The 19,938-nt window shown below is 65.6% G+C and carries 19 protein-coding genes; 12 read left to right on the forward strand and 7 right to left on the reverse strand.

Annotation, left to right across the window (positions count from 1 at the left end; translation table 11 throughout):
* Positions 1-76: 76 nt before the first annotated feature.
* The 9 genes from I6F21_RS34395 (at position 77) to I6F21_RS34435 (ending at position 8,602) form a co-directional block, all read left to right on the forward strand.
* Complete coding sequence (locus I6F21_RS34395; RefSeq protein WP_225184103.1) at positions 77-1,384, forward strand: glutamate-5-semialdehyde dehydrogenase; 1,308 nt, start codon at positions 77-79, stop codon at positions 1,382-1,384.
* 19 nt (positions 1,385-1,403) lie between these two features.
* Entirely contained in the window at positions 1,404-2,048 is a 645-nt protein-coding gene (locus tag I6F21_RS34400; protein ID WP_036024650.1) for a nicotinate-nucleotide adenylyltransferase, read from the forward strand.
* 209 nt (positions 2,049-2,257) lie between these two features.
* Positions 2,258-2,614 carry a ribosome silencing factor gene (gene rsfS, locus I6F21_RS34405; RefSeq protein WP_024338888.1) on the forward strand — a complete coding sequence of 119 codons (357 nt, stop codon included), beginning with the start codon at positions 2,258-2,260 and terminating at the stop codon, positions 2,612-2,614.
* Between the two features lie 91 nt (positions 2,615-2,705).
* On the forward strand, positions 2,706-3,188 hold the full coding sequence (rlmH, locus tag I6F21_RS34410) for a 23S rRNA (pseudouridine(1915)-N(3))-methyltransferase RlmH (protein ID WP_225184104.1): 483 nt from the start codon (positions 2,706-2,708) through the stop codon (positions 3,186-3,188).
* A gap of 32 nt (positions 3,189-3,220) precedes the next feature.
* Positions 3,221-4,600, forward strand: coding sequence for a peptidoglycan DD-metalloendopeptidase family protein (locus I6F21_RS34415; protein ID WP_036008738.1), 1,380 nt, complete (start codon positions 3,221-3,223; stop codon positions 4,598-4,600).
* Positions 4,597-5,958 carry a S41 family peptidase gene (locus I6F21_RS34420; protein WP_036008736.1) on the forward strand — a complete coding sequence of 454 codons (1,362 nt, stop codon included), beginning with the start codon at positions 4,597-4,599 and terminating at the stop codon, positions 5,956-5,958. The genes I6F21_RS34415 and I6F21_RS34420 overlap by 4 nt, the downstream gene beginning before the upstream one ends.
* Positions 5,959-6,104: 146 nt before the next feature.
* A complete protein-coding gene (locus tag I6F21_RS34425; protein WP_225184105.1) occupies positions 6,105-7,325 on the forward strand; it encodes a divergent polysaccharide deacetylase family protein in 1,221 nt (406 codons plus the stop codon).
* Between the two features lie 75 nt (positions 7,326-7,400).
* Positions 7,401-7,907 carry an RNA pyrophosphohydrolase gene (locus I6F21_RS34430; protein WP_036024645.1) on the forward strand — a complete coding sequence of 169 codons (507 nt, stop codon included), beginning with the start codon at positions 7,401-7,403 and terminating at the stop codon, positions 7,905-7,907.
* A gap of 194 nt (positions 7,908-8,101) precedes the next feature.
* The gene (locus tag I6F21_RS34435) at positions 8,102-8,602 is read left to right on the forward strand and encodes an RNA pyrophosphohydrolase (RefSeq protein WP_036024643.1); all 501 of its coding nucleotides are present in this window, start codon (positions 8,102-8,104) and stop codon (positions 8,600-8,602) included.
* Between the two features lie 170 nt (positions 8,603-8,772).
* Here the strand turns inward: I6F21_RS34435 and I6F21_RS34440 are convergent, their stop codons facing one another.
* The 5 genes from I6F21_RS34440 to I6F21_RS34460 all read right to left on the reverse strand — a co-directional run bounded on the left by I6F21_RS34440 (position 8,773) and on the right by I6F21_RS34460 (position 13,876).
* Complete coding sequence (locus I6F21_RS34440) at positions 8,773-9,180, reverse strand: F0F1 ATP synthase subunit epsilon (protein ID WP_036008748.1); 408 nt, start codon at positions 9,178-9,180, stop codon at positions 8,773-8,775.
* An 86-nt stretch (positions 9,181-9,266) separates the two neighbouring features.
* Positions 9,267-10,709, reverse strand: coding sequence for a F0F1 ATP synthase subunit beta (atpD, locus tag I6F21_RS34445; protein ID WP_036008750.1), 1,443 nt, complete (start codon positions 10,707-10,709; stop codon positions 9,267-9,269).
* Between the two features lie 34 nt (positions 10,710-10,743).
* Entirely contained in the window at positions 10,744-11,616 is an 873-nt protein-coding gene (locus I6F21_RS34450) for a F0F1 ATP synthase subunit gamma (RefSeq protein ID WP_225114554.1), read from the reverse strand.
* 170 nt (positions 11,617-11,786) lie between these two features.
* On the reverse strand, positions 11,787-13,316 hold the full coding sequence (atpA, locus tag I6F21_RS34455) for a F0F1 ATP synthase subunit alpha (RefSeq protein ID WP_036008755.1): 1,530 nt from the start codon (positions 13,314-13,316) through the stop codon (positions 11,787-11,789).
* On the reverse strand, positions 13,316-13,876 hold the full coding sequence (locus I6F21_RS34460) for a F0F1 ATP synthase subunit delta (protein WP_109141817.1): 561 nt from the start codon (positions 13,874-13,876) through the stop codon (positions 13,316-13,318). The genes atpA and I6F21_RS34460 overlap by 1 nt, the downstream gene beginning before the upstream one ends.
* A gap of 660 nt (positions 13,877-14,536) precedes the next feature.
* On the opposite strand from I6F21_RS34460, the gene I6F21_RS34465 reads away from it, so the two are divergent.
* Positions 14,537-15,031, forward strand: a complete 495-nt coding sequence (locus tag I6F21_RS34465) for a septal ring lytic transglycosylase RlpA family protein (protein ID WP_225184106.1) — start codon at positions 14,537-14,539, stop codon at positions 15,029-15,031.
* A gap of 225 nt (positions 15,032-15,256) precedes the next feature.
* Here the strand turns inward: I6F21_RS34465 and I6F21_RS34470 are convergent, their stop codons facing one another.
* Positions 15,257-17,461 carry a primosomal protein N' gene (locus I6F21_RS34470; RefSeq protein ID WP_225141880.1) on the reverse strand — a complete coding sequence of 735 codons (2,205 nt, stop codon included), beginning with the start codon at positions 17,459-17,461 and terminating at the stop codon, positions 15,257-15,259.
* Between the two features lie 113 nt (positions 17,462-17,574).
* On the opposite strand from I6F21_RS34470, the gene I6F21_RS34475 reads away from it, so the two are divergent.
* Both I6F21_RS34475 and I6F21_RS34480 read left to right on the forward strand, forming a co-directional pair.
* Positions 17,575-18,540, forward strand: coding sequence for a tyrosine recombinase XerC (locus I6F21_RS34475; protein WP_225141890.1), 966 nt, complete (start codon positions 17,575-17,577; stop codon positions 18,538-18,540).
* A gap of 85 nt (positions 18,541-18,625) precedes the next feature.
* A complete protein-coding gene (locus I6F21_RS34480) occupies positions 18,626-19,213 on the forward strand; it encodes a DUF4337 domain-containing protein (RefSeq protein ID WP_036008765.1) in 588 nt (195 codons plus the stop codon).
* Between the two features lie 189 nt (positions 19,214-19,402).
* Here I6F21_RS34480 and I6F21_RS34485 read toward each other — a convergent pair whose 3' ends face one another.
* Positions 19,403-19,933: a hypothetical protein gene (locus tag I6F21_RS34485; protein ID WP_225184107.1), complete on the reverse strand. Its 531-nt coding sequence runs from the start codon at positions 19,931-19,933 to the stop codon at positions 19,403-19,405.
* Positions 19,934-19,938 lie beyond the last annotated feature (5 nt).

Consider the following 19,938-nt stretch of genomic DNA (forward strand, 5'->3'; position numbering starts at 1 on the left):
CCAGCCATACCCTCCCCGCCCTTCGCAAAAGCGGGATTTCCGTGCTAGGACACCGCCTTAGCAGAAGGTTTGACCCATGGCCGCCCCCCTCAAAGCCGTTGACGGCAATGCCGATCGCGCTTGCGATCTCTTGGCGCTGATGTCCGATCTCGGAACCCGTGCCCGCGCTGCCGCGCGCGTGCTGGCGCTGGCGCCGCCGGAGCAGAAGAACCGCGCGCTGGAAGCCATGGAGCGGGCAATCCGCGCCAACTCGGCCGCGATCCTCGCCGCCAATGCGGAGGACGTCGCGGAGGCCCGTGCCGCCGGCAATGCCACCTCCTCCTTCATCGATCGCCTGACGCTGACGCCGGCGCGCATCGAGGGCATGGCCGAAGGCATCGGCATTGTGCGCGGCATCGCCGATCCCATCGGCGTCGTCACCGAGCGCTGGCAGCGGCCGAACGGCATGTCCATCGAGCGCGTGCGCGTGCCGCTCGGCGTCGTCGGCGTGATTTTTGAGAGCCGGCCCAATGTCGCGGCCGATGCCGGCGTGCTGTGCCTGAAGTCGGGCAATGCCGTGATCCTGCGCGGCGGCTCCGACAGTTTCCGCTCGTGCCGCGCCATCCATGAGTGCCTGGTGCAGGGCCTGCGCGAAGCCGGCCTGCCGGAAGCTGCGATCACGCTGGTGCCGACGCGCGACCGCGCAGCGGTCGGCATGATGCTGTCGGGCCTCGACGGCGCCATCGACGTGATCGTGCCGCGCGGGGGCAAGAGCCTCGTCGCGCGGGTCGAGCAGGAGGCGCGCGTGCCTGTCTTCGCGCATCTCGAAGGCGTCAACCACGTCTATATCGATGGCAGCGCCGACCTCGCCATGGCGAAGTCGATCGTGCTCAATGCCAAGATGCGACGCACCGGCGTCTGCGGCGCGGCCGAGACGCTGCTGGTCGATCGTGCCGCCGCTGGCAAGAACCTGAAGCCGCTGGTGGAGATGCTGCTCGATGCCGGCTGCGAGGTGCGCGGTGACGAGGCCGTGCAGAAGGCCGATGCGCGCGTCAAGCCGGCGAGCGAGGAGGATTGGGACACCGAATATCTCGACGCGATCATCGCGGCGAAGGTGGTGGACGGCGTCGACGGCGCGATCGCGCACATCCAGGACCACGGCTCGCATCACACCGATGCAATCGTGAGCGCGGATGAGGCTGCGGCGAGCAAGTTCCTGAGCGAGGTCGATTCCGCGATCGTGCTCCACAACGCCTCGACGCAGTTTGCCGATGGCGGCGAGTTCGGGTTCGGCGCCGAGATCGGCATTGCCACCGGCCGCTTCCACGCCCGCGGCCCGGTCGGCGCCGAGCAATTGACGAGCTTCAAATATCGCGTCCGCGGCACCGGACAGACCCGGCCGTAGACGTCGCGGGGCGCGGGCATTGAGCAACAATCTCGTCGTGCCGCGCTTCGTGGCGCAAGCGGTTCCGCCCTCGACGCCGGGCATGCGCATCGGCCTGCTCGGCGGCTCATTCAACCCGCCGCATCAGGCGCACCGCGCGATCAGCCGCTTCGCGCTGAAGCGATTGCAGCTCGATCGCGTCTGGTGGCTGGTTACGCCGGGCAATCCGCTCAAGGAGAACGGCACGCTGCACGAGCTCGGCGAGCGCATGCAGGCCGCGCGCGAGGTCGCCGATGATCCGCGCATCGAGGTGAGCTGTCTCGAATCCGTCATTCGCACCCGCTATACTATCGACACGATCAACACGTTGCGCCGCCGCTTCCCTGGCTTGCGCTTCGTCTGGATCATGGGCGCCGATAATCTCGCTCAATTCCATCGTTGGCAGGACTGGCGGCGCATCGCCGCCCAGGTGCCGATGGCCGTGATCGATCGCCCCCCGCAGAGTTTTCGCGCGCTCGGCTCGCCCGCGGCCCAGGCGTTATCGCGCTACCGTCTGCCCGAGAACAAGGCTGTCCAGCTTGCAGATCGGCCGGCACCGGCCTGGGTGTTCCTGACCGGATTGAAGCTGAATCTGTCCTCGACCGGCCTACGGAACCCGGACGGGAGCTGGAAAGGTACGAAGTGAGACGAAGTGTGCCGACCTGGTGGGGATTTCGGTCTCTCTGGCATATTGAAACCCTTAACCCCACATGATGTAGTGTAACCAGTGGGCGCCCGGATTCGGCGTTCGCGATACAGTGAAAGGAATGGTCCCTGACCGCATCTGTATTGTCCAAGTCTGTTTTACCCAAGGTTGCCAAGCCTACGCGTAAAACATCGACCAAAGCTGCGGCCTTGAAGGCGCAACCCGACGCCGACAAGACGCTGAGCCTGATCCTCTCCCGCCTCGAGGACATGAAGGCGGAAGAGACGGTCACCATCGACCTTCGCGGCAAATCGGCGTACTCCGACTACATGATCGTCACCACCGGCCGGGTGAACCGGCACGTCGGCGCGATCGCGGAAAACGTCACCAAGAGCCTCAAGGAAAACGGCATCAAAAACATCCATGTCGAGGGCTTGCCCAATTGCGACTGGGTGCTGATCGATTCCGGCGACGTGATCGTGCACGTGTTCAGACCCGAGGTCCGCGAGTTCTACAACCTCGAGCGGTTGTACACGCAGGGCCCAGGGGCGGCGAAGGCGATCTAGGCTCGAAGGCCGATTTCGAATCGGCTGACGCGCATGCTAGCGTCGTGCGCGCGCTTGTTGCGCGCGGTCTCGTCAACGCGACTCAAGAATCATGCGTGTTGCTGTCATTGCGGTGGGCCGGCTGAAGCAGGGCCCCGAACGGGAGCTTGCAGACCGCTATTTCGAGCGGTTCGAGGAGGCCGGCCGCAAGCTTGGATTCCGCGAGCTCGGCATCCACGAAATTCCCGAAAGCCGCGCACGCGATGCGGCGACGCGGATGGCCGAAGAGGCCGCGGCAATCTCGGCGCATATTCCTAACAAGGCGATCCTGGTGGCGCTGGACGAGCGCGGCCAGAATCTCGAGTCCACCGTATTCGCACGGCACTTGGCGCGCTGGCGCGACGAGGGCGCCGGACATACTATCTTCGTGATCGGAGGGGCGGACGGACTTTCGCCCGAATTGCGCCGTAAGGCTAAGCTCGCGATCGCGTTCGGCTCTGCGACCTGGCCGCACCAAATGATCCGCGTCATGCTTCTGGAACAGCTGTATCGGGCCGCCACCATCCTGGCCGGCCATCCCTATCACCGCGCGTGATGCGCGCCACAACGAGCACCTTTGCCGACACGATGCGAGCGCCGCTCCTCAACCTGCTGCTGATCACCGGCCTTGCCGGCGCAAGCCTCTTCGCCGAAGAAAGCCTCGCGCAAGCCCAGACGCAAGGTCAGACAGTTGCGCCGTCGCCGCAGACTGCCGCCGTCTCGCCCGATGCGATCAAGCAGCGCGAGCAGGAGCTGGAGGCCGCGCGCGCGAGGCAACGAAGCGCGGAAGAAGCGCAGGCCAAGCTGAAGGCCGAGATCACCGCGCTCGGCCAGGACCGCACCCAGCTCAATCAGCAGCTGATCGACACCGCCGCCAATGTGCGCGCCGTGGAAGCCAAGATCGACGAGGCCGAAGCGCGGCTGCGAACGCTGAACGGCCGCGAGCAGCAGATGCGCGCTTCGCTGGATTCGCGCCGTGCCGACATCGTCGAGGTGCTGGCGGCCTTGCAGCGCGCCGGCCGGCGCACGCCGCCGGCGCTGCTGGTGCGGCCCGAAGATGCGCTGCAATCCTTGCGCACCGCGATGCTGCTTGGCGCCGTCGTGCCGGAATTGCGCGGCCGCGCCGAGAAGATCGCAAGCGAGCTCGGCGAGCTCGTGGCCTTGCGCAAGACCATAGCCACCGAGCGCGATCAGCTCGCCTCCGACCGCGACAAGGTCAGGAGCGACCAGACCCGGCTCACCGCCCTGATCGAGGAACGGCAGCGTCAGCAGTCCGCGCGGGAAAAAGACCTCGACGCCGAAAGCGCGCGCGCGATCGCGCTGTCAAGGCAGGTCGGCGATCTCCAGGGGCTGATCGCCAAGATGGAGCAGGATCTGCAAACCGCCGCCAGGGCGGCCGAGAAGGCTGCCGAGGCCGCAAGGCAGGCCGAGGCCAAGGAGGCCAAACTGGCGGCGGCAAACGCGGCCGCCAGCGCCAAACAGGGCCCGGGCGCGTTCAAGGACAAGTCCCGCACCACCCCGGCGATCGCCTTCGCTTCGGCCAAGGGCCTCCTGCCGTTTCCGGTTAACGGTAACAAGATCAGGGACTTTGGCGGTTCCGACGGGGTCGGCGGCGTCCAGAAGGGCATTTCGCTGGCGACCAAGCCCGGCGCCCAGGTCACGACGCCGTGTGATGGCTGGGTTGTGTATGCCGGCCCATTCCGCAGCTATGGACAACTCTTGATCCTAAACGCCGGGGGCGGGTATCATGTCCTGATCGCCGGGATGGAGCGCATTTCGGTCAACATCGGCCAGTTTGTGCTCACGGGGGAGCCGGTCGCGACCATGGGGTCGACCTCTCAGGTCGCTTCCATTCTCGCCACCAATGCGAGTCAACCTGTGCTGTATGTCGAGTTCCGTAAAGACGGCACTCCAATCGATCCAGGCCCATGGTGGGCCGCAAATGAAGGCGAGAAGGTTCGCGGATGATGCGCAAGACTTCAGTAATCCTCCTCAGCGCCGCCACCGGTGCAGCGCTGACGCTGTTCGTGACCCAGCCGCGCGCGGTGTTCATGGGCTCCAGCGCGCGAGCCGCCACCGCGGACACCTATCGCCAGCTCAACCTGTTCGGCGATGTGTTCGAGCGCGTGCGCTCCGACTATGTCGAGAAGCCCGATGACACCAAGCTGATCGAGTCCGCCATCAGCGGCATGCTTACCGGCCTCGATCCGCACTCGAGCTACATGGACGCGAAGAGCTTCCGCGACATGCAGGTGCAGACCCGCGGCGAGTTCGGCGGCCTCGGCATCGAGGTCACGATGGAGGACGGCCTGATCAAGGTGGTCTCGCCGATCGACGACACGCCCGCCTCGCGCGCCGGCGTCATGGCCAACGACATCATCACCAATCTCGACGACGAGGCGGTGCAGGGCCTGACCCTGAACCAGGCGGTCGAGAAGATGCGCGGTCCAGTCAACACCAAGATCAAGCTCAAGATCATCCGCAAGGGCCAGGACAATCCGCTCGACGTCACGCTGGTGCGCGACAACATCCGCGTCCGCTCGGTGCGCGCGCGCGTCGAGCAGGATGACATCGGCTATATCCGCATCACCACCTTCAACGAGCAGACCACCGAAGGCCTGAAGCGCGAGATCGGCAACCTCACGAACCAGATCGGCGGCGACAAGCTCAAGGGCTTCATCATCGACCTCCGCAACAATCCGGGCGGCCTGCTCGAGGAAGCGGTCACCGTCTCCGACTCGTTCCTCGAGAAGGGCGAGATCGTCTCGACCCGCGGCCGCAATGCCGAGGAGACCCAGCGCCGCGCCGCGCATACGGGCGACCTGACCAAGGGCAGGCCGGTCATCGTGCTGGTCAATGGCGGCTCGGCCTCGGCGTCGGAAATCGTCGCCGGCGCGCTGCAGGACCACAAGCGCGCGACCATCGTCGGCACGCGCTCGTTCGGCAAGGGCTCGGTGCAGACCATCATTCCGCTCGGCAGCGGCAACGGCGCGCTGCGGCTGACCACCGCGCGCTATTACACGCCGTCGGGCAAGTCGATCCAGGCCAAGGGCATCGTGCCCGATATCGAAGTGCTGCAGGACGTGCCGGACGAGCTGAAGTCGCGCACCGACACCAAGGGCGAGGCTTCGCTGCGCGGCCACCTGAAGAACGACGGCGACGAGAAGACGGGCTCGCAGTCCTACGTCCCGCCGGACGCCAAGGACGACAAGGCGCTCAAGCTCGCCGGCGACCTGCTCCACGGCATCAAGAACAGCGCCTCCGCGGCGCCGACGCCCGGCAACGACAACAAGGCGGCGACCGACAAGGCCAAAGCGGCGAACTAGGTCGGCGTATCACGCGATCCAGCGAAAGGGCGGCTTCCCGAAGCCGCCCTTTTTGCTTGGGAACTGCTGCTGCCTCCGGCCTATCCCGGCCTGCCGCCGCTTGACCTCGGCGTGGTATCGTCGGCTGGAGTGATTCGGGATCGCGCATGACTGAAACGGCCGATGATCTGAGCGCCCCGCTCGGACAGGATAAGCCGCGCCGCAAACGGCGGCTGCGGCTGCCGTTCACGTCTATGCAGCTGCTCGCTGTTCTGCTCGGCCTGTTCCTGGTTACCTTTGCCGGCTTCGCCATCTTCAACAAGGACCCGCTCGGCGGTGAGCCGATGAGCCGGATCGCGATCAACCAGCTCAGGCCGGCCGAGAAGGCCACGGACGACAAGTCTGCCATCGGCCAAGGCCAGGAAACCAAGCACGAGACCAAGGAAACGCCGAAGCAGGCCGCGCCAGGCGAGCAGAAGACCATCACCATGATCGATGGCTCCACCGGCGCCCGCCGCGACGTGGTGATCGGCGGGGGCGATGCCGCCGACAAGGGCGAGGCTGCATCCGCCCCGCCGCCCGTCATGACCGGGATCAATCCGAAGCTGCTGGAGAAATCGCGCTACGGCATGATCCCGGTGGTCGCCGACGGGCTGAGGCCGTTCAACGTCTATGCGGCGGACGCCGACCGCGCCAAGGCCGCCAAGATGCCGGTGGTCGCGATCGTGATCGGCGGCCTCGGCGTCGGCGCCGCCAAGACCCTGGACGCCATCATGAAGCTGCCGCCGGCGGTGACGCTGGCCTTCACGCCCTACGGCTCCGACCCCGGCAAGCTCGCCGAGCGGGCGCGGGCGCAGCGCCACGAGATCTTCCTCCAGATCCCGATGGAGCCCTACGACTTCCCCGACAACGATCCGGGGCCGCAGACGCTGCTGACCTCGCTCAGCCCCGACCAGAACATGGACCGCCTGTACTGGCACCTCAGCCGGATGCAGGGCTATGCCGGCCTCACCAATTTCATGGGCGCCCGCTTCATCGCCACGGAGCCGGCGATACAGCCGATCATCCGCGAGGCGGCCAAGCGCGGGCTCGGCTTCTTCGACGACGGCTCCTCGCCCCGCAGCATCGCGCCCCAGGCCGCGGCGAACCAGGCCGTGCCGTTCGGCAAGGGCGATATCGCCATCGACGCGGTGCCGACAGCGACCGAGATCGACCGCGCCCTCAACAAGCTGGAATCGGCGGCGCGCGAGCGCGGCATCGCCGTCGGCACGGCCTCCGCCCTGCCCGTCTCGATCGAGCGCATCAGCGCCTGGACCAAGACATTGGGCGACCGAGGTATCCTTTTGGTGCCATTGACAACCGCGATGCTGAAATCAAAATCCAGCTAAATCAACGAATTGGTTCGGCGCGGGTCTCGCGGGGCCGGCATGCCTTCCCAAGGAGCAGGCAAGAGGTCTGGCGGAATGGCGCGTTACGAGGATCTGCCCTACCGGACCTGCGTCGGCGTGATGCTGATCAATCCAAAGGGACTGGTGTTCATCGGCCGCCGCGCCGGCGGCATCGAGCATGTCGACGACACCCATGTCTGGCAGATGCCGCAGGGCGGGGTCGATCCCGGCGAGGACACCTGGGAAGCGGCCAAGCGCGAGCTCTACGAGGAGACCAGCGTGCGCTCGGTCGAGCGGCTCGGCGAGGTCCCGGACTGGCTCACCTATGACATTCCGCGCACCGTTGCCGGGCGCGCCTGGAAGGGCCGCTACCGCGGCCAGCGCCAGAAATGGTACGCGGTGCGCTTCACCGGCAAGGACAGCGAGATCAACGTCGAGCATCCCGGCGGCGGCGGCCACAAGGCGGAATTCGTGAGCTGGCGCTGGGAGTCGATGAAGAATCTCCCTGAGTTGATCATCCCGTTCAAGCGCCCAGTCTATGAGCGCGTGGTGCAGGAATTTTCTGCGCTGGCGGAGGGATAGCGACGCTCCCGCCTAAAGCTCCGCTCGTCACCCCCGCGAAGGCGGGGGTCCATAGCCCCAGGCAGAAGTTGTGCGAAGGATAGCAGCCACGGCCTTTCAACCCATTGTGGCCTGTGGTTATGGATTCTCAGGTGCGCAATTGCGCACCAGAGCTCGCGCTTCGCGCGCCCCGGAATGACGAGAGAAGGTTACGCGTGACGACCCACAAACCCTACCGCCCGAACGTCGGCATCGCGCTGTTCAACGCCGACGGTCGCGTGCTGATCGGCCATCGCTTCAAGGGTGACGGACCCGAGATCATCCTGCCGGGGCTCGACTGGCAGATGCCGCAGGGCGGCGTCGACGAGGGCGAGAACCTGCGTGATGCGGCGATGCGCGAGCTGTGGGAGGAGACCAACGTCGTCAGTGCCGACTATCTCGGCGAGACCGACTGGTTCACCTATGAATTCCCGCCTTACGACGGACCGCAGACGCACCGGCTGGCGAAATTTCGCGGCCAGCGCCAGAAATGGTTCGCGCTGCGCTTCACCGGCACGGACGACGAGATCGATCCGCTGACGCCGCGCAACGGCCAGCCCGCCGAGTTCGACGCCTGGCGCTGGGAGCGCCTCGGCCGTGTCGCCGACCTCGTGGTGCCGTTCCGCCGCGAGGTCTACCGCGCGGTGGCACAGGAGTTTGCGCACCTCGCCGACTGAACTCTCGAAAACAACCCCATGCACAGTAGCGAAGTGTCTGACGCGCCGCGATAAAATAGGCGACAGCGCCAGCGATAGCGCAATAAAGTTTCAGCGCCCGCCACGACCGTGACGAGCGCTGAAACTGTTCAGGAATTTGGAGATCGAGCCCCGGAGCGGTGCCCCGGGGCTTAGTGCATAGCCGTGGCGTTGAGCTGATGCTGGATGCTCTTGAAGTGGTCGAGCCGCTCGATGGCCTGATCGAGCTCGGTGCCTTCGTGCTCCTTCAAGTTCTCTTCCATCTCCGCGATCGTCTCGGCGAACTGGACACGGTCGAGCTCGTCCAGCGAGGTCGCGACGTCGGCGAGCACGGTGAGGCCCTTTTCGGAGACTTCGGCAAGGCCGCCGAGCACGATGATCTTCTCGTGGCGGCCGCCGGTGGTGACGGTGAGAATGCCGGGCCGGATCGCAGCCACGACCGGCGCATGCCCCGCCAGCACGCCGAAATCACCCTCGGCGCCGGGGATGTCGACCTGATCGACCTCACCCGAGAAGGCGAGCTTTTCCGGAGAGACGAGATCGAAATGGAAGGTGGCCATGGGAAACCTGCGAGTAGCGAGTGGCGAATAGCGAGTGGCGGACGGGAGCAGCTTCTATTCGCCACTCCCCATTCGCCATTCGCCTCTTAGGCAGCTTCCGCCGCCAGCTTCTTGCCTTTCTCGACGGCTTCTTCGATGGTGCCGACCATGTAGAAGGCAGCTTCCGGCAGGTGATCGTACTTGCCTTCCACCAGGCCCTTGAAGCCCTTGATGGTGTCGGCGAGGTCCACGAACTTGCCCGGCGAACCCGTGAAGATTTCGGCGACGTGGAACGGCTGCGACAGGAAGCGCTCGATCTTGCGGGCGCGGGCCACCGTCAGCTTGTCCTCTTCCGAAAGCTCGTCCATGCCGAGAATGGCGATGATGTCCTGGAGCGACTTGTAGCGCTGCAGCACCTGCTGGACCTGACGGGCGACGGTGTAGTGCTCCTCGCCGACGACCAGCGGCGAGAGCATGCGCGAGGTCGAGTCGAGCGGGTCCACCGCCGGATAGATGCCCTTTTCCGAGATCGCGCGCGACAGCACCGTGGTAGCGTCCAAGTGCGCGAACGAGGTCGCGGGCGCCGGGTCGGTCAAGTCGTCGGCCGGCACGTAGATGGCCTGCACCGAGGTGATCGAGCCCTTTTGCGTGGTGGTGATGCGCTCCTGCAGCGCGCCCATGTCGGTCGCGAGCGTCGGCTGATAACCCACCGCCGAAGGAATACGGCCGAGCAGCGCCGACACTTCCGAACCCGCTTGCGTGAAGCGGAAGATGTTGTCGACGAAGAACAGCACGTCCTGGCCCTGGTCGCGGAAGTGCTCGGCGACGGTCAGACCGGTCAGGCCGACGCGGGCGCGGGCGCCCGGCGGCTCGTTCATCTGACCGAACACCAGCGCGCACTTCGACTTCACGCTCGGGTCCGGATTGTGCGGGTCGGCGTTGACCTTGGACTCGATGAACTCGTGGTAGAGGTCGTTGCCCTCGCGGGTCCGCTCGCCGACGCCGGCGAACACGGAGTAACCGCCGTGCGCCTTCGCGACGTTGTTGATCAGCTCCTGAATCAGCACGGTCTTGCCGACGCCGGCGCCGCCGAACAGGCCGATCTTGCCGCCCTTCGCATACGGAGCGAGCAGATCGACGACCTTGATGCCGGTGACGAGAATTTCGGCTTCAGTCGACTGGTCGGTGTAGGTCGGCGCTTCCTGGTGGATGGCGCGGGTGCCCTCCGACTTGATCGGGCCGGCCTCGTCGATCGGCTCGCCGATGACGTTCATGATGCGGCCCAGCGTACCGTCCCCCACGGGAACCGAGATCGGCTGACCGGTGTCGGTCACTTCCTGGCCGCGCACCAGACCTTCGGTGGCGTCCATCGCGATGGTGCGGACGGTCGACTCGCCGAGATGCTGCGCGACTTCCAGCACCAGGCGGTTGTTGCCGTTCTTGGTTTCGAGCGAGTTGAGAATGGCCGGCAGGTGGCCTTCGAACTGCACGTCGACGACGGCGCCCATGACCTGGGTAACGCGACCGATCTGTGTGGCTGCTGTAGCCATTTACTGTCTCCTTCGATCCGAATTTCGTGTCCGGTCAGACTGCTTCTGCGCCGGAGATGATTTCGATGAGTTCCTTGGTGATCTGAGCCTGACGCGTGCGGTTGTAGACCAGCGTCTGCTTGCGGATCATTTCCCCGGCGTTGCGGGTGGCGTTGTCCATCGCCGACATCTGCGCACCGTAGAACGATGCGTTGTTCTCGAGCAGGGCGCGGAAGATCTGCACGGCGAGATTGCGCGGCAACAGCCGCGTGAGGATCTCGTCCTCTTCCGGCTCGTATTCGTACGACGTCGTGTTGGCGGCACCGCCCTCCTCGATGACCAGCGGGATGACCTGCTGGGCGGTCGGGATCTGCGCGATCACCGACTTGAATTGCGAGTAGAACAGCGTGCAGACGTCGAACTCGCCGTTGTCGAACCGCGCCAGAACCTTCTTGGCGATCTCCTCGGCGTTGACGAAGCCGAGCTGGCGGACGCTGCGCAGGTCCATGTGCTCGACGATCTGCTTGTCGAACTGGCGGCGGAGCTGCTCGTAACCCTTGCGGCCGACGCAGAAGAATTTCACCTCCTTGCCCTGCGCAGCGAGCGCCAGAGCGCGCTCGCGGGCGAGACGCACGATCGAGGAGTTGAAGGCGCCGGACAGGCCGCGCTCGCCGGTGCAGACCAGCAGCAGATGAACCTGGTCCCGGCCGGTGCCGGCCAGCAGCACCGGTGCGCCGGGCGAGCCGACCGCGGCGCTGGCGATGTTGGAGATCACCGCGCTCATCTTGTCAGCATAGGGACGCGCCGCTTCCGCGGCGGTCTGCGCGCGGCGCAGCTTGGAGGCCGCGACCATCTGCATGGCCTTGGTGATCTTTTGCGTCGCCTTGGTGGAGGCGATGCGGACGCGCATGTCTTTAAGTGACGCCATTCTTCGTCCCCAGCGATCAGCCTGCGGCTCGACCGCGACCCTATCCTTTCGTCATGCCCGGGCGTGTCCCGGGCATCCACGTTCTCCGTCTTCCACGCACAAGACGTGGATGGCCGGGACTTCAGTTGCGAAGACGCGCTTCGCGCTTTGGCCCGGCCATGACGGCCTTCTTACGAGAAAGACTTCGCGAAGCCCTCGACCACCGACTTCAGCTTGGCAGCGGTATCGTCGGAGAGATCGCGGCTGTCGCGAATCGCGTTGAGGATGTCGGCGTGCTTGCCGCGCAGCAGCGAGAGCAGGCCGTCCTCGAACGCGCGCACCTTGTTGAGCGGGAGCGGATCGAGATAGCCGTTGGTGCCGGCCCAGATCACGCAGACCTGCTCTTCCATCTTCAGCGGCGAGAACTGCGGCTGCTTGAGCAGCTCGGTGAGGCGCGAGCCGCGGTTGAGCAGGCGCTGGGTCGAGGCGTCGAGGTCGGAGCCGAACTGCGCGAACGCCGCCATTTCGCGGTACTGCGCGAGCTCGCCCTTGATCTTGCCGGCGACCTTCTTGGTGGCCTTGGTCTGCGCCGACGAACCGACGCGCGACACCGACAGACCGACGTTCACGGCAGGACGGATGCCCTGGAAGAACAGGTCGGTTTCCAGGAAGATCTGGCCGTCGGTGATCGAGATGACGTTGGTCGGGATGTAAGCCGACACGTCGTTGGCCTGGGTTTCGATGACAGGCAGCGCCGTCAGCGAGCCCGAGCCCATGTCCTTGTTCAGCTTCGCCGCGCGCTCGAGCAGGCGGGAGTGCAGATAGAACACGTCGCCGGGATAGGCTTCGCGGCCCGGCGGGCGGCGCAGCAGCAGCGACATCTGACGGTAGGCGACGGCCTGCTTGGACAGATCGTCATAGATGATGACCGCGTGCATGCCGTTGTCGCGGAAGTACTCGCCCATGGTGCAGCCGGTAAAGGGCGCGATGTACTGCATCGGCGCCGGATCCGACGCGGTAGCGGCGACGACGATCGAGTATTCGAGCGCGCCCTGCTCTTCCAACACCTTCACGAACTGGGCGACGGTCGAACGCTTCTGGCCGACCGCGACGTAGACGCAGTACAGCTTGATGTTCTCGTCCGGCTGCGCGTTGAGCGGCTTCTGGTTCAGGATGGTGTCGAGCGCGATCGCGGTCTTGCCGGTCTGGCGGTCGCCGATGATCAGCTCGCGCTGGCCGCGGCCGATCGGGATCAGGGCGTCGATGGCCTTGAGGCCGGTCGCCATCGGCTCGTTCACCGATTTGCGCGGAATGATGCCGGGCGCCTTGACGTCGACGCGCATGCGCTTCTCAGCCTGGATCGGGCCCTTGCCGTCGATGGGATTGCCGAGCGCGTCGACGACGCGGCCGAGCAGGCCCTTGCCGACCGGCGCGTCCACGATGGCGCGGGTGCGCTTGACGGTCTGGCCTTCCTTGATCTCGCGGTCGGCACCGAAAATAACGACACCGACGTTGTCGGTTTCGAGGTTCAGCGCCATGCCGCGGGTGCCGTTCTCGAACTCGACCATTTCACCGGCCTGGACGTTGTCCAGACCGTAGACGCGGGCGATACCGTCGCCGACGGACAGCACCTGTCCGACTTCGGAGACTTCAGCTTCCTGGCCGAAATTCTTGATCTGGTCCTTGAGGATCGCGGAAATTTCCGCGGCGCGGATGTCCATCAGCCTGCCTCTTTCATCGCGTGCTTGATCGAATTGAGTTTGGTGCGAAGCGAACCATCCACCATGCGGCTGCCCAGCTTGACGACGAGGCCACCGATAATCGAGGGATCGACTTTCACGTTCAGCGCGACGTCCTTGCCGGTCACCGACTTCAGGGCAACCTTGAGGGCATCGAGATTCTTGTCTGAGAGCGCCTCCGCCACCGTGACGTCGGCCGTGGTCTCGCCCTTGAACCGGGCCACGAGGGCGCGGTAGGCGCGGCTGACGTCGGCCACCGCGAACAGGCGGCGGTTGGCGGTCAGCACTTTCAGAAAGTTGGCGGTGATGCCGGCGATGCCCGCCTTGTCCAGCACGGCCGAAAGGGCCTTGGACTGGGCATCGGCGGCGAACACCGGGCTGCGGACGAGGCGCTTGAGATCAGCGCTTTCGTTCAGCAAGGCATCGAATTTATCAAGATCGGCTTTGACCTCGTCGACCACGTTCTGGTCGCGGGCCAGCTCGAACAAGGCCGTTGCATAACGGCCGGACACACCTGAAACGGACGTATCTTCTGCAGCCACAGACGCGCTCTTTTTGCTGTCAAACTCGCAAGGGAAAAACCGTCGCCACGAAGCGGCGCCTAGCGATCCAAGCCCTTGGAATTCAAGCGGGACTTCGATTTTCGACCAGCACGGGAGGTGCCGGGCTCGTTAAAATCGCGGCTTTGCTAACATAGCAGGTGCGCAGGTGCAACATGACGCCAAACTAAAGGCATGAGGTTCTGTCGCCAGTTCGTCGCAGCCTCGCAAACACATTGCGCACGGCAGGGGCCGACAGAGGCGGCGACCTGCCACGTCACGGAATTCAGCGCCGGCCCTGCCGCGACACCTCCCATTGGTTCCTGCCCCCAGCGCATAGCGGCCATGAACACGGATCGCTGAGGCGTGAATCCGTTCCCACCGGTTCCACCCGCCGAATACTTATCGAATTCTAAACGCTAGGGGCGATGACTTCGCTTTACAGTATTCGCAAGTAATCTAGAGGTTAATAAATCGTTAAAGGCGAAGATTACGGAACATCGGCTGAATATCTCGCGGTGGTAACAAGATATTTCATGACGACACATACCGGATTTACTGCCCAATTCACGCCTCATTGGGAATCGAAACGCCAAATCGCTCACAAACTGATGGGGGCTCCACTTGCCACAAATGTGGCAATACTAGCTTAGGGACCATTAAATGCTGTCTTTGAAGACGCTGGGCTTTGCGACCCGGCCGCGTACGGCGATTGCTTTCGTCGCCGCAACTCTCCTCGTCGGTGGAACTGCCACCGAAGCTTCCGCCAAATCCAAGCATCGGCATCACCACCGCCACCACGCCCAGACCGAGGCCAACGCGACCTCCGATTGGCGCAATGCCAATGCGTCGATGACGCCGACCTCCGGCACGGGCCGCAGCTTCTCCGGCATCGCGTCCTTTTACGGCAATGAGTCCGGCAGCAAGACCGCCTCGGGCCAGCGCTTCAACCAGAACGCCATGACCGCGGCGCACCGTTCGCTGCCCTTCGGCACCAAGCTGCGCGTCACCCATGGCAGCCAGAGCGTCATCGTCACCATCAACGACCGCGGCCCGTTCATTCGCGGGCGTGTGCTCGACCTCTCCACGGGTGCCGCCCGCGCCATTGGCCTCACCAGTCGCGGCGTTGGCCGCGTCACCGCGGAAGTCGTCTCCTAAAGGCGCGATCCGCGCCTGATCGAGCGCGCAGTTTTCATCAGTTTGCTGCGCACGTGAAACAAGCCCGCGGTCTTGGGGGACCGCGGGCTTTTTTTGTTTTGTCATTCCGGGGCGCGCGGAGCGCGAACCGGAATCCATTCATCCACAAACTCTGCCGCCCGATGGATTCCGGGCTCGCGCTACGCGCGCCCCGGAATGACAGTAGAGGGTATGGCTGCGGTGGCCCTACAAAAAGCTCTGCGGATCGACGTCGACTTCCAGCTTCAGATTGCCTGTCGGCTTCGGGCAGACCGCGAGCCAGTTGCGTAAGTAGTCCGACAGGTCGAAACCGCGCGCCGATTTCACCAGGATGCGGAAGCGGTAGCGGCCCTTGATGACGGCGAGCGGGGCTTCGGCCGGGCCGAGCACGACGACGCGCTCGTCGCGCGGCGCCAGCGCGACGAGCTTGCGGCCGAAGCCCTCGGCGCCCGGGCGGTCGCCGGCGGAGATGATCAGGCTGGCGAGCCGGCCGAACGGCGGATAGAGCGTCTTCTCGCGCAGCTCGATCTCGCTGTCGTAGAACGCCTCGCGGTCGCAGGCGATCAGCGCCCGCATCACGGGATGATCGGGCTGGTGGGTCTGCAGATAGCCGACGCCGCGGCCCTGCTCGCGGCCGGCGCGGCCGATCACCTGGTTGAGCAATTGCCAGGTGCGCTCGGCCGCGCGCGGATCGCCGTTGGAAAGGCCGAGATCGGCATCGACCACGCCGACCAGATTGAGCCGCGGGAAGTTGTGGCCCTTGGCGACGAGCTGCGTGCCGATGATGATGTCGACGCGGCCCTCCGCGATCTCCGCGAGCTCGCTGCGCATCGTCTCGATCGAGGTGATGAGATCGCTCGACAGCACCATGGTGCGGGCTTGCGGGAACAGCGCAGCCGCCTCCTCCTGCAGGCGCTCGACGCCGGGGCCGACCGCGACCAGCGATTCCTCGGCCGAACAATTTGGGCAGATATGCGGGCGCGGCATCGAGAAGCCACAATGGTGGCAGACCAGGCGCTGGCGGAAACGATGATCGACCAGCCAGGCATCGCAGATGGTGCAGGCGAAGCGATGGCCGCAGGCCCGGCACAAGGTCAGCGGCGCATAGCCGCGGCGATTGAGGAAGAGCAGCGCCTGCTCGCGCCGCTCGATCGCGGTCCTGATCTCGCCGGCAAGCCGCGGCGAGATGAAGCGGCCGCGCGCGGGCGGCTCGCGGCGCAGGTCGATGGCCTCGATATGCGGCATGTGCTGGCCGCCGAAGCGTGAGGGCAGCGCGATGCGCTGATAGCGGCTCTTGCGCGCATTGACCTCGGATTCCACCGACGGCGTCGCGGAGGCCAGCACGACCGGAATTTTTGCGATATGCCCGCGCACCACCGCCATGTCACGGGCGTGGTAGTGCACGCCGTCGTCCTGCTTGTAGGCCTGGTCGTGCTCCTCATCGACGACGATGAGGCCAAGATTGGCGTAAGGGAGAAACAGCGCCGAACGCGCGCCGACCACGACCGGCGCCGAACCTTCGGAGATCGCGGCCCAATTGCGCGCGCGGGTGCGCGGGGTGAGCTCGGAATGCCATTCGATCGGCCGCACGCCAAAACGCTGCGCGAAGCGATCGAGGAACTGGCCGGTCAGCGCGATCTCCGGCATCAGGATCAGCGCCTGCTTGCCGCGGCGGATCACCTCGGCGACCGCTTCGAAATAGACCTCGGTCTTGCCCGAGCCGGTGACGCCATCGAGCAGCGCGACGTGGAAAGTACCGTTGGCCGCGAGTGCGCGCATCGCATCCACACCGGCACGCTGCAGCGGCGAAAAATCCGGCCGGCCGAATTCCGGATCGGGTGCCGGCGGCGGAGGCGGCGGCGGCATCGGCTCAACCGTGAGCGTGCCTTCATCGACGAGGCCGTCGATCACGCCCGAGGAGACGCCGGCCTCCTTGGCCGCCTCGGACTTGCCGTGCAGCAGCCGGTCCGACAGCAGCGCGATGACACGCTGGCGCGCCGGCGTCAGACGCTTCGGCGGATCGCCGGTCAGGCGCACGCCGGCGCGCACCCGCTCCGGGCCGAGATTTTCGCCCATGCGCAGGCACATGCGCAGCACCATGCCGCGCGGGCTCAGCGTGTAATTGGCGACCCAGTCCACCACCGAGCGCAGCTCCGGCTTGAGCGGCGGAATGTCGAGCTTCTCGCTGACCTCCTTGAGGCGGTTATGCAGGCGCGGATCGGGATTGGCGTTCTCGCCCCAGACCACGGCCAGCACCTCGCGCGGACCGAGCGGCACACTGATGAGATCGCCAGCCTTCAGCTCCATGCCGCGCGGCACCTTGTAGGAATAGGTCTGGTCGAGCGCGACCGGCACCAGCACGTCGACCATGCGGGTGGCGGGGGCGGTGTCTTTGCGCGGCGATTGGTCCATGAGCGGGGGAATCGGAACCTTGAGGCTTTGAGGCTAGCGCCGCGCGGCGGCCTTAGCGAACGATAAACGAGTGTGATGCGATATACTGTGCGGAATCACCACGTCCAGAGCGCATGAGCAAAGCGGCCGCCCCACACATCGAGCTCGCCAGCGCCGATCCCTCGATCGCGCAGGAGATGGCGCGCTGGCTGGCGCATCTCGGCGCCGAGCGGCGGCTGTCGCCGAAGACGCTGGAGGCCTATGGCCGCGATCTGCGGCAATGCCTGGATTTTCTCTGTGCCCATTGGGGCGAGCGGGTGACGCTGGAGCGGTTTGCAGCGCTGGAAGCCACCGACGTGCGCGCCTTCATGGCGATGCGCCGGGCCGACGACATTGCCGGCCGCTCGCTGATGCGCGCACTGGCGGGCCTGCGCTCGTTCGGACGTTTTCTGGAGCGAGAGGGCAAGGGCAAGGTCGGCGCATTGTCGGCGATCCGCGCGCCAAAGGTCGCCAAGAGCCTGCCGAAGCCGCTGCCGATGGCATCGGCCAAACGTCTTGCCGACGCCGACGAGCGCGCCGGCGAGGAGCGCGAGACCTGGATCCTGGCGCGCGATGCCGCGGTGATGGCGCTGCTCTATGGCTCGGGCCTGCGCATCTCCGAGGCGCTGGGTCTCAAGCGCCGCGAGGTGCCGAAACCCGGCGAAGGCGACGTGCTGGTCGTGACCGGCAAGGGCAACAAGACGCGCATGGTGCCGGTGCTGCAGAACGTGCTGGCGCTGGTGCAGGAGTACGTCGCGATGTGCCCCTATCCGCTTCCGGCGGACGGCCCGATCTTCGTCGGCGCGCGCGGCGGCCCCTTGAGCCCGCGCATCATCCAGCTCGCGATGGAGCGGCTGCGCGGCGCGCTTGGGCTGCCCGACAGCGCCACGCCGCACGCGCTGCGGCATTCCTTCGCCACGCATCTGCTCTCGCGCGGCGGCGATCTGCGCGCCATCCAGGAGTTGCTCGGCCATTCCTCGCTCTCGACGACGCAGGTCTATACCGGGATCGATTCCGAGCGTCTGCTGGAAGTGTATGCCAGCGCCCATCCGCGGCGCTGACACACTCTCGTCATAGCTCGCGTGCCTCTTGCACAGCGCCCACGGTTCGGTCAAATCGTGGGAACCGGCACAGGAGGGACATTATATGGGCGCACATGAAAGCATGGAGCATGCCGAGCACGCCGAACACGCGTCCGGCTCGAACAAGAAGATCGCGCTTCTGATCGCCGTGCTGGCGCTGTTCCTGGCGATCTCGGAGACGCTCGGCAAGGGTGCCCAGACCGAATCGATCAGCAAGAACGTCGAAGCCGCCAATCTCTGGGCGTTCTTCCAGGCCAAGAGCATCCGCCGCACCGTGGTGGTGACCGCGGCGGAGCAGGGCAAGCTGACACTGGCCGCCGCGGCCGAGGCGCAGAAGCCCGCCGTGCAGAAGCAGATCGACGACTGGACCAAGACCGCGCAGCGCTACCGCTCCGAGCCCGAGACCGGCGAAGGCACCGAGCAGCTTGCGGACAAGGCCAAGCACGCCGAGCACGCCCGCGACGAGGCGACCGCGAAATACCATCATTTCGAGCTGGCCTCGGCCGCCTTCCAGATCGGCATCGTGCTGGCGTCCGCCACCATCATCACCGGCATGATCGCGCTCGCCTATGTCGGCGGCGCGCTGACGATCGCCGGCCTGTTCATGACCGCGCTCGGCCTGTGGTGGCCACATCTGCTGCATTTGCATTGAGGTGTTGAGGCCGGGTTCTCACCGCGTCATTGCGAGGAGCCCTTGCGACGAAGCAATCCAGACTGCCTCCGGGGAAAGATACTGGATTGCTTCGCTGCACTCGCAATGACGGAGGATAGAGCGGGGACGCCTGTCCCGGATTGCGCTGCGCTCCATCCGGGCTACGGACGGTCCTTGTGGTGGCGAAGATCACCGCGCCTGGTGCACGCTCTTCCTGAAGCGCCGGATCATACGCAGCGTGCGGTAGGACCAACCCTCGCCGTTGCCGGCGATCAGCTCGCGGATGCGGCGCTTGATCGGGTCGACCAGCTCCGCGGCCTTGGCGCGGATCTTCAGCACCAGGGCGTAGATCCGCTCGAACCAGCGCATCTCCAGAAGCTTGGCGCGCGTGACGTCGAACACGAAGGCGGTGACGCCGACGCCGACAAGCTTTCCGAACACGATCGTGAAGAACGCACCGGTCCAGTATTCATGCGCGAGCAGCCACAGCCCGACCAGCTTGAGCGGAAACAGCGGGACGACGGGCACCGCAAACACGAGCAGCGTCATGGCCGGCGAGAGCGCATCGACGCGCTCCGTCAGCCAATGCTTGAAGCGCGCCAGCGGGATGGCTGCGACGATCCTGGCAACGATCGGCTCGAGATGGTCCCACAGCCAGGCTTCGATCAGGAAGACGATCGCGAGCAGGACCCAGACCGGTTGAAGAAGGCGGCGCAGCATGTGTT

Source organism: Bradyrhizobium sp. NBAIM03, assembly GCF_020194055.1.
Lineage (GTDB): Bacteria > Pseudomonadota > Alphaproteobacteria > Rhizobiales > Xanthobacteraceae > Bradyrhizobium > Bradyrhizobium yuanmingense.

Excerpts from the sequence above, each read along its gene's own strand:
- I6F21_RS34480 (WP_036008765.1), top strand. The coding sequence starts at position 18,626 with ATGGGCGCACATGAAAGCATGGAGCATGCCGAGCACGCCGAACACGCG.
- I6F21_RS34415 (WP_036008738.1), top strand. The coding sequence starts at position 3,221 with ATGCGAGCGCCGCTCCTCAACCTGCTGCTGATCACCGGCCTTGCCGGC.
- I6F21_RS34430 (WP_036024645.1), top strand. The coding sequence starts at position 7,401 with ATGGCGCGTTACGAGGATCTGCCCTACCGGACCTGCGTCGGCGTGATG.
- I6F21_RS34485 (WP_225184107.1), bottom strand. The coding sequence starts at position 19,933 with ATGCTGCGCCGCCTTCTTCAACCGGTCTGGGTCCTGCTCGCGATCGTC.
- I6F21_RS34465 (WP_225184106.1), top strand. The coding sequence starts at position 14,537 with ATGCTGTCTTTGAAGACGCTGGGCTTTGCGACCCGGCCGCGTACGGCG.
- atpD (WP_036008750.1), bottom strand. The coding sequence starts at position 10,709 with ATGGCTACAGCAGCCACACAGATCGGTCGCGTTACCCAGGTCATGGGC.
- I6F21_RS34450 (WP_225114554.1), bottom strand. The coding sequence starts at position 11,616 with ATGGCGTCACTTAAAGACATGCGCGTCCGCATCGCCTCCACCAAGGCG.
- I6F21_RS34440 (WP_036008748.1), bottom strand. The coding sequence starts at position 9,180 with ATGGCCACCTTCCATTTCGATCTCGTCTCTCCGGAAAAGCTCGCCTTC.
- I6F21_RS34395 (WP_225184103.1), top strand. The coding sequence starts at position 77 with ATGGCCGCCCCCCTCAAAGCCGTTGACGGCAATGCCGATCGCGCTTGC.
- I6F21_RS34420 (WP_036008736.1), top strand. The coding sequence starts at position 4,597 with ATGATGCGCAAGACTTCAGTAATCCTCCTCAGCGCCGCCACCGGTGCA.
- I6F21_RS34470 (WP_225141880.1), bottom strand. The coding sequence starts at position 17,461 with ATGGACCAATCGCCGCGCAAAGACACCGCCCCCGCCACCCGCATGGTC.
- I6F21_RS34425 (WP_225184105.1), top strand. The coding sequence starts at position 6,105 with ATGACTGAAACGGCCGATGATCTGAGCGCCCCGCTCGGACAGGATAAG.
- atpA (WP_036008755.1), bottom strand. The coding sequence starts at position 13,316 with ATGGACATCCGCGCCGCGGAAATTTCCGCGATCCTCAAGGACCAGATC.
- I6F21_RS34475 (WP_225141890.1), top strand. The coding sequence starts at position 17,575 with ATGAGCAAAGCGGCCGCCCCACACATCGAGCTCGCCAGCGCCGATCCC.
- rlmH (WP_225184104.1), top strand. The coding sequence starts at position 2,706 with ATGCGTGTTGCTGTCATTGCGGTGGGCCGGCTGAAGCAGGGCCCCGAA.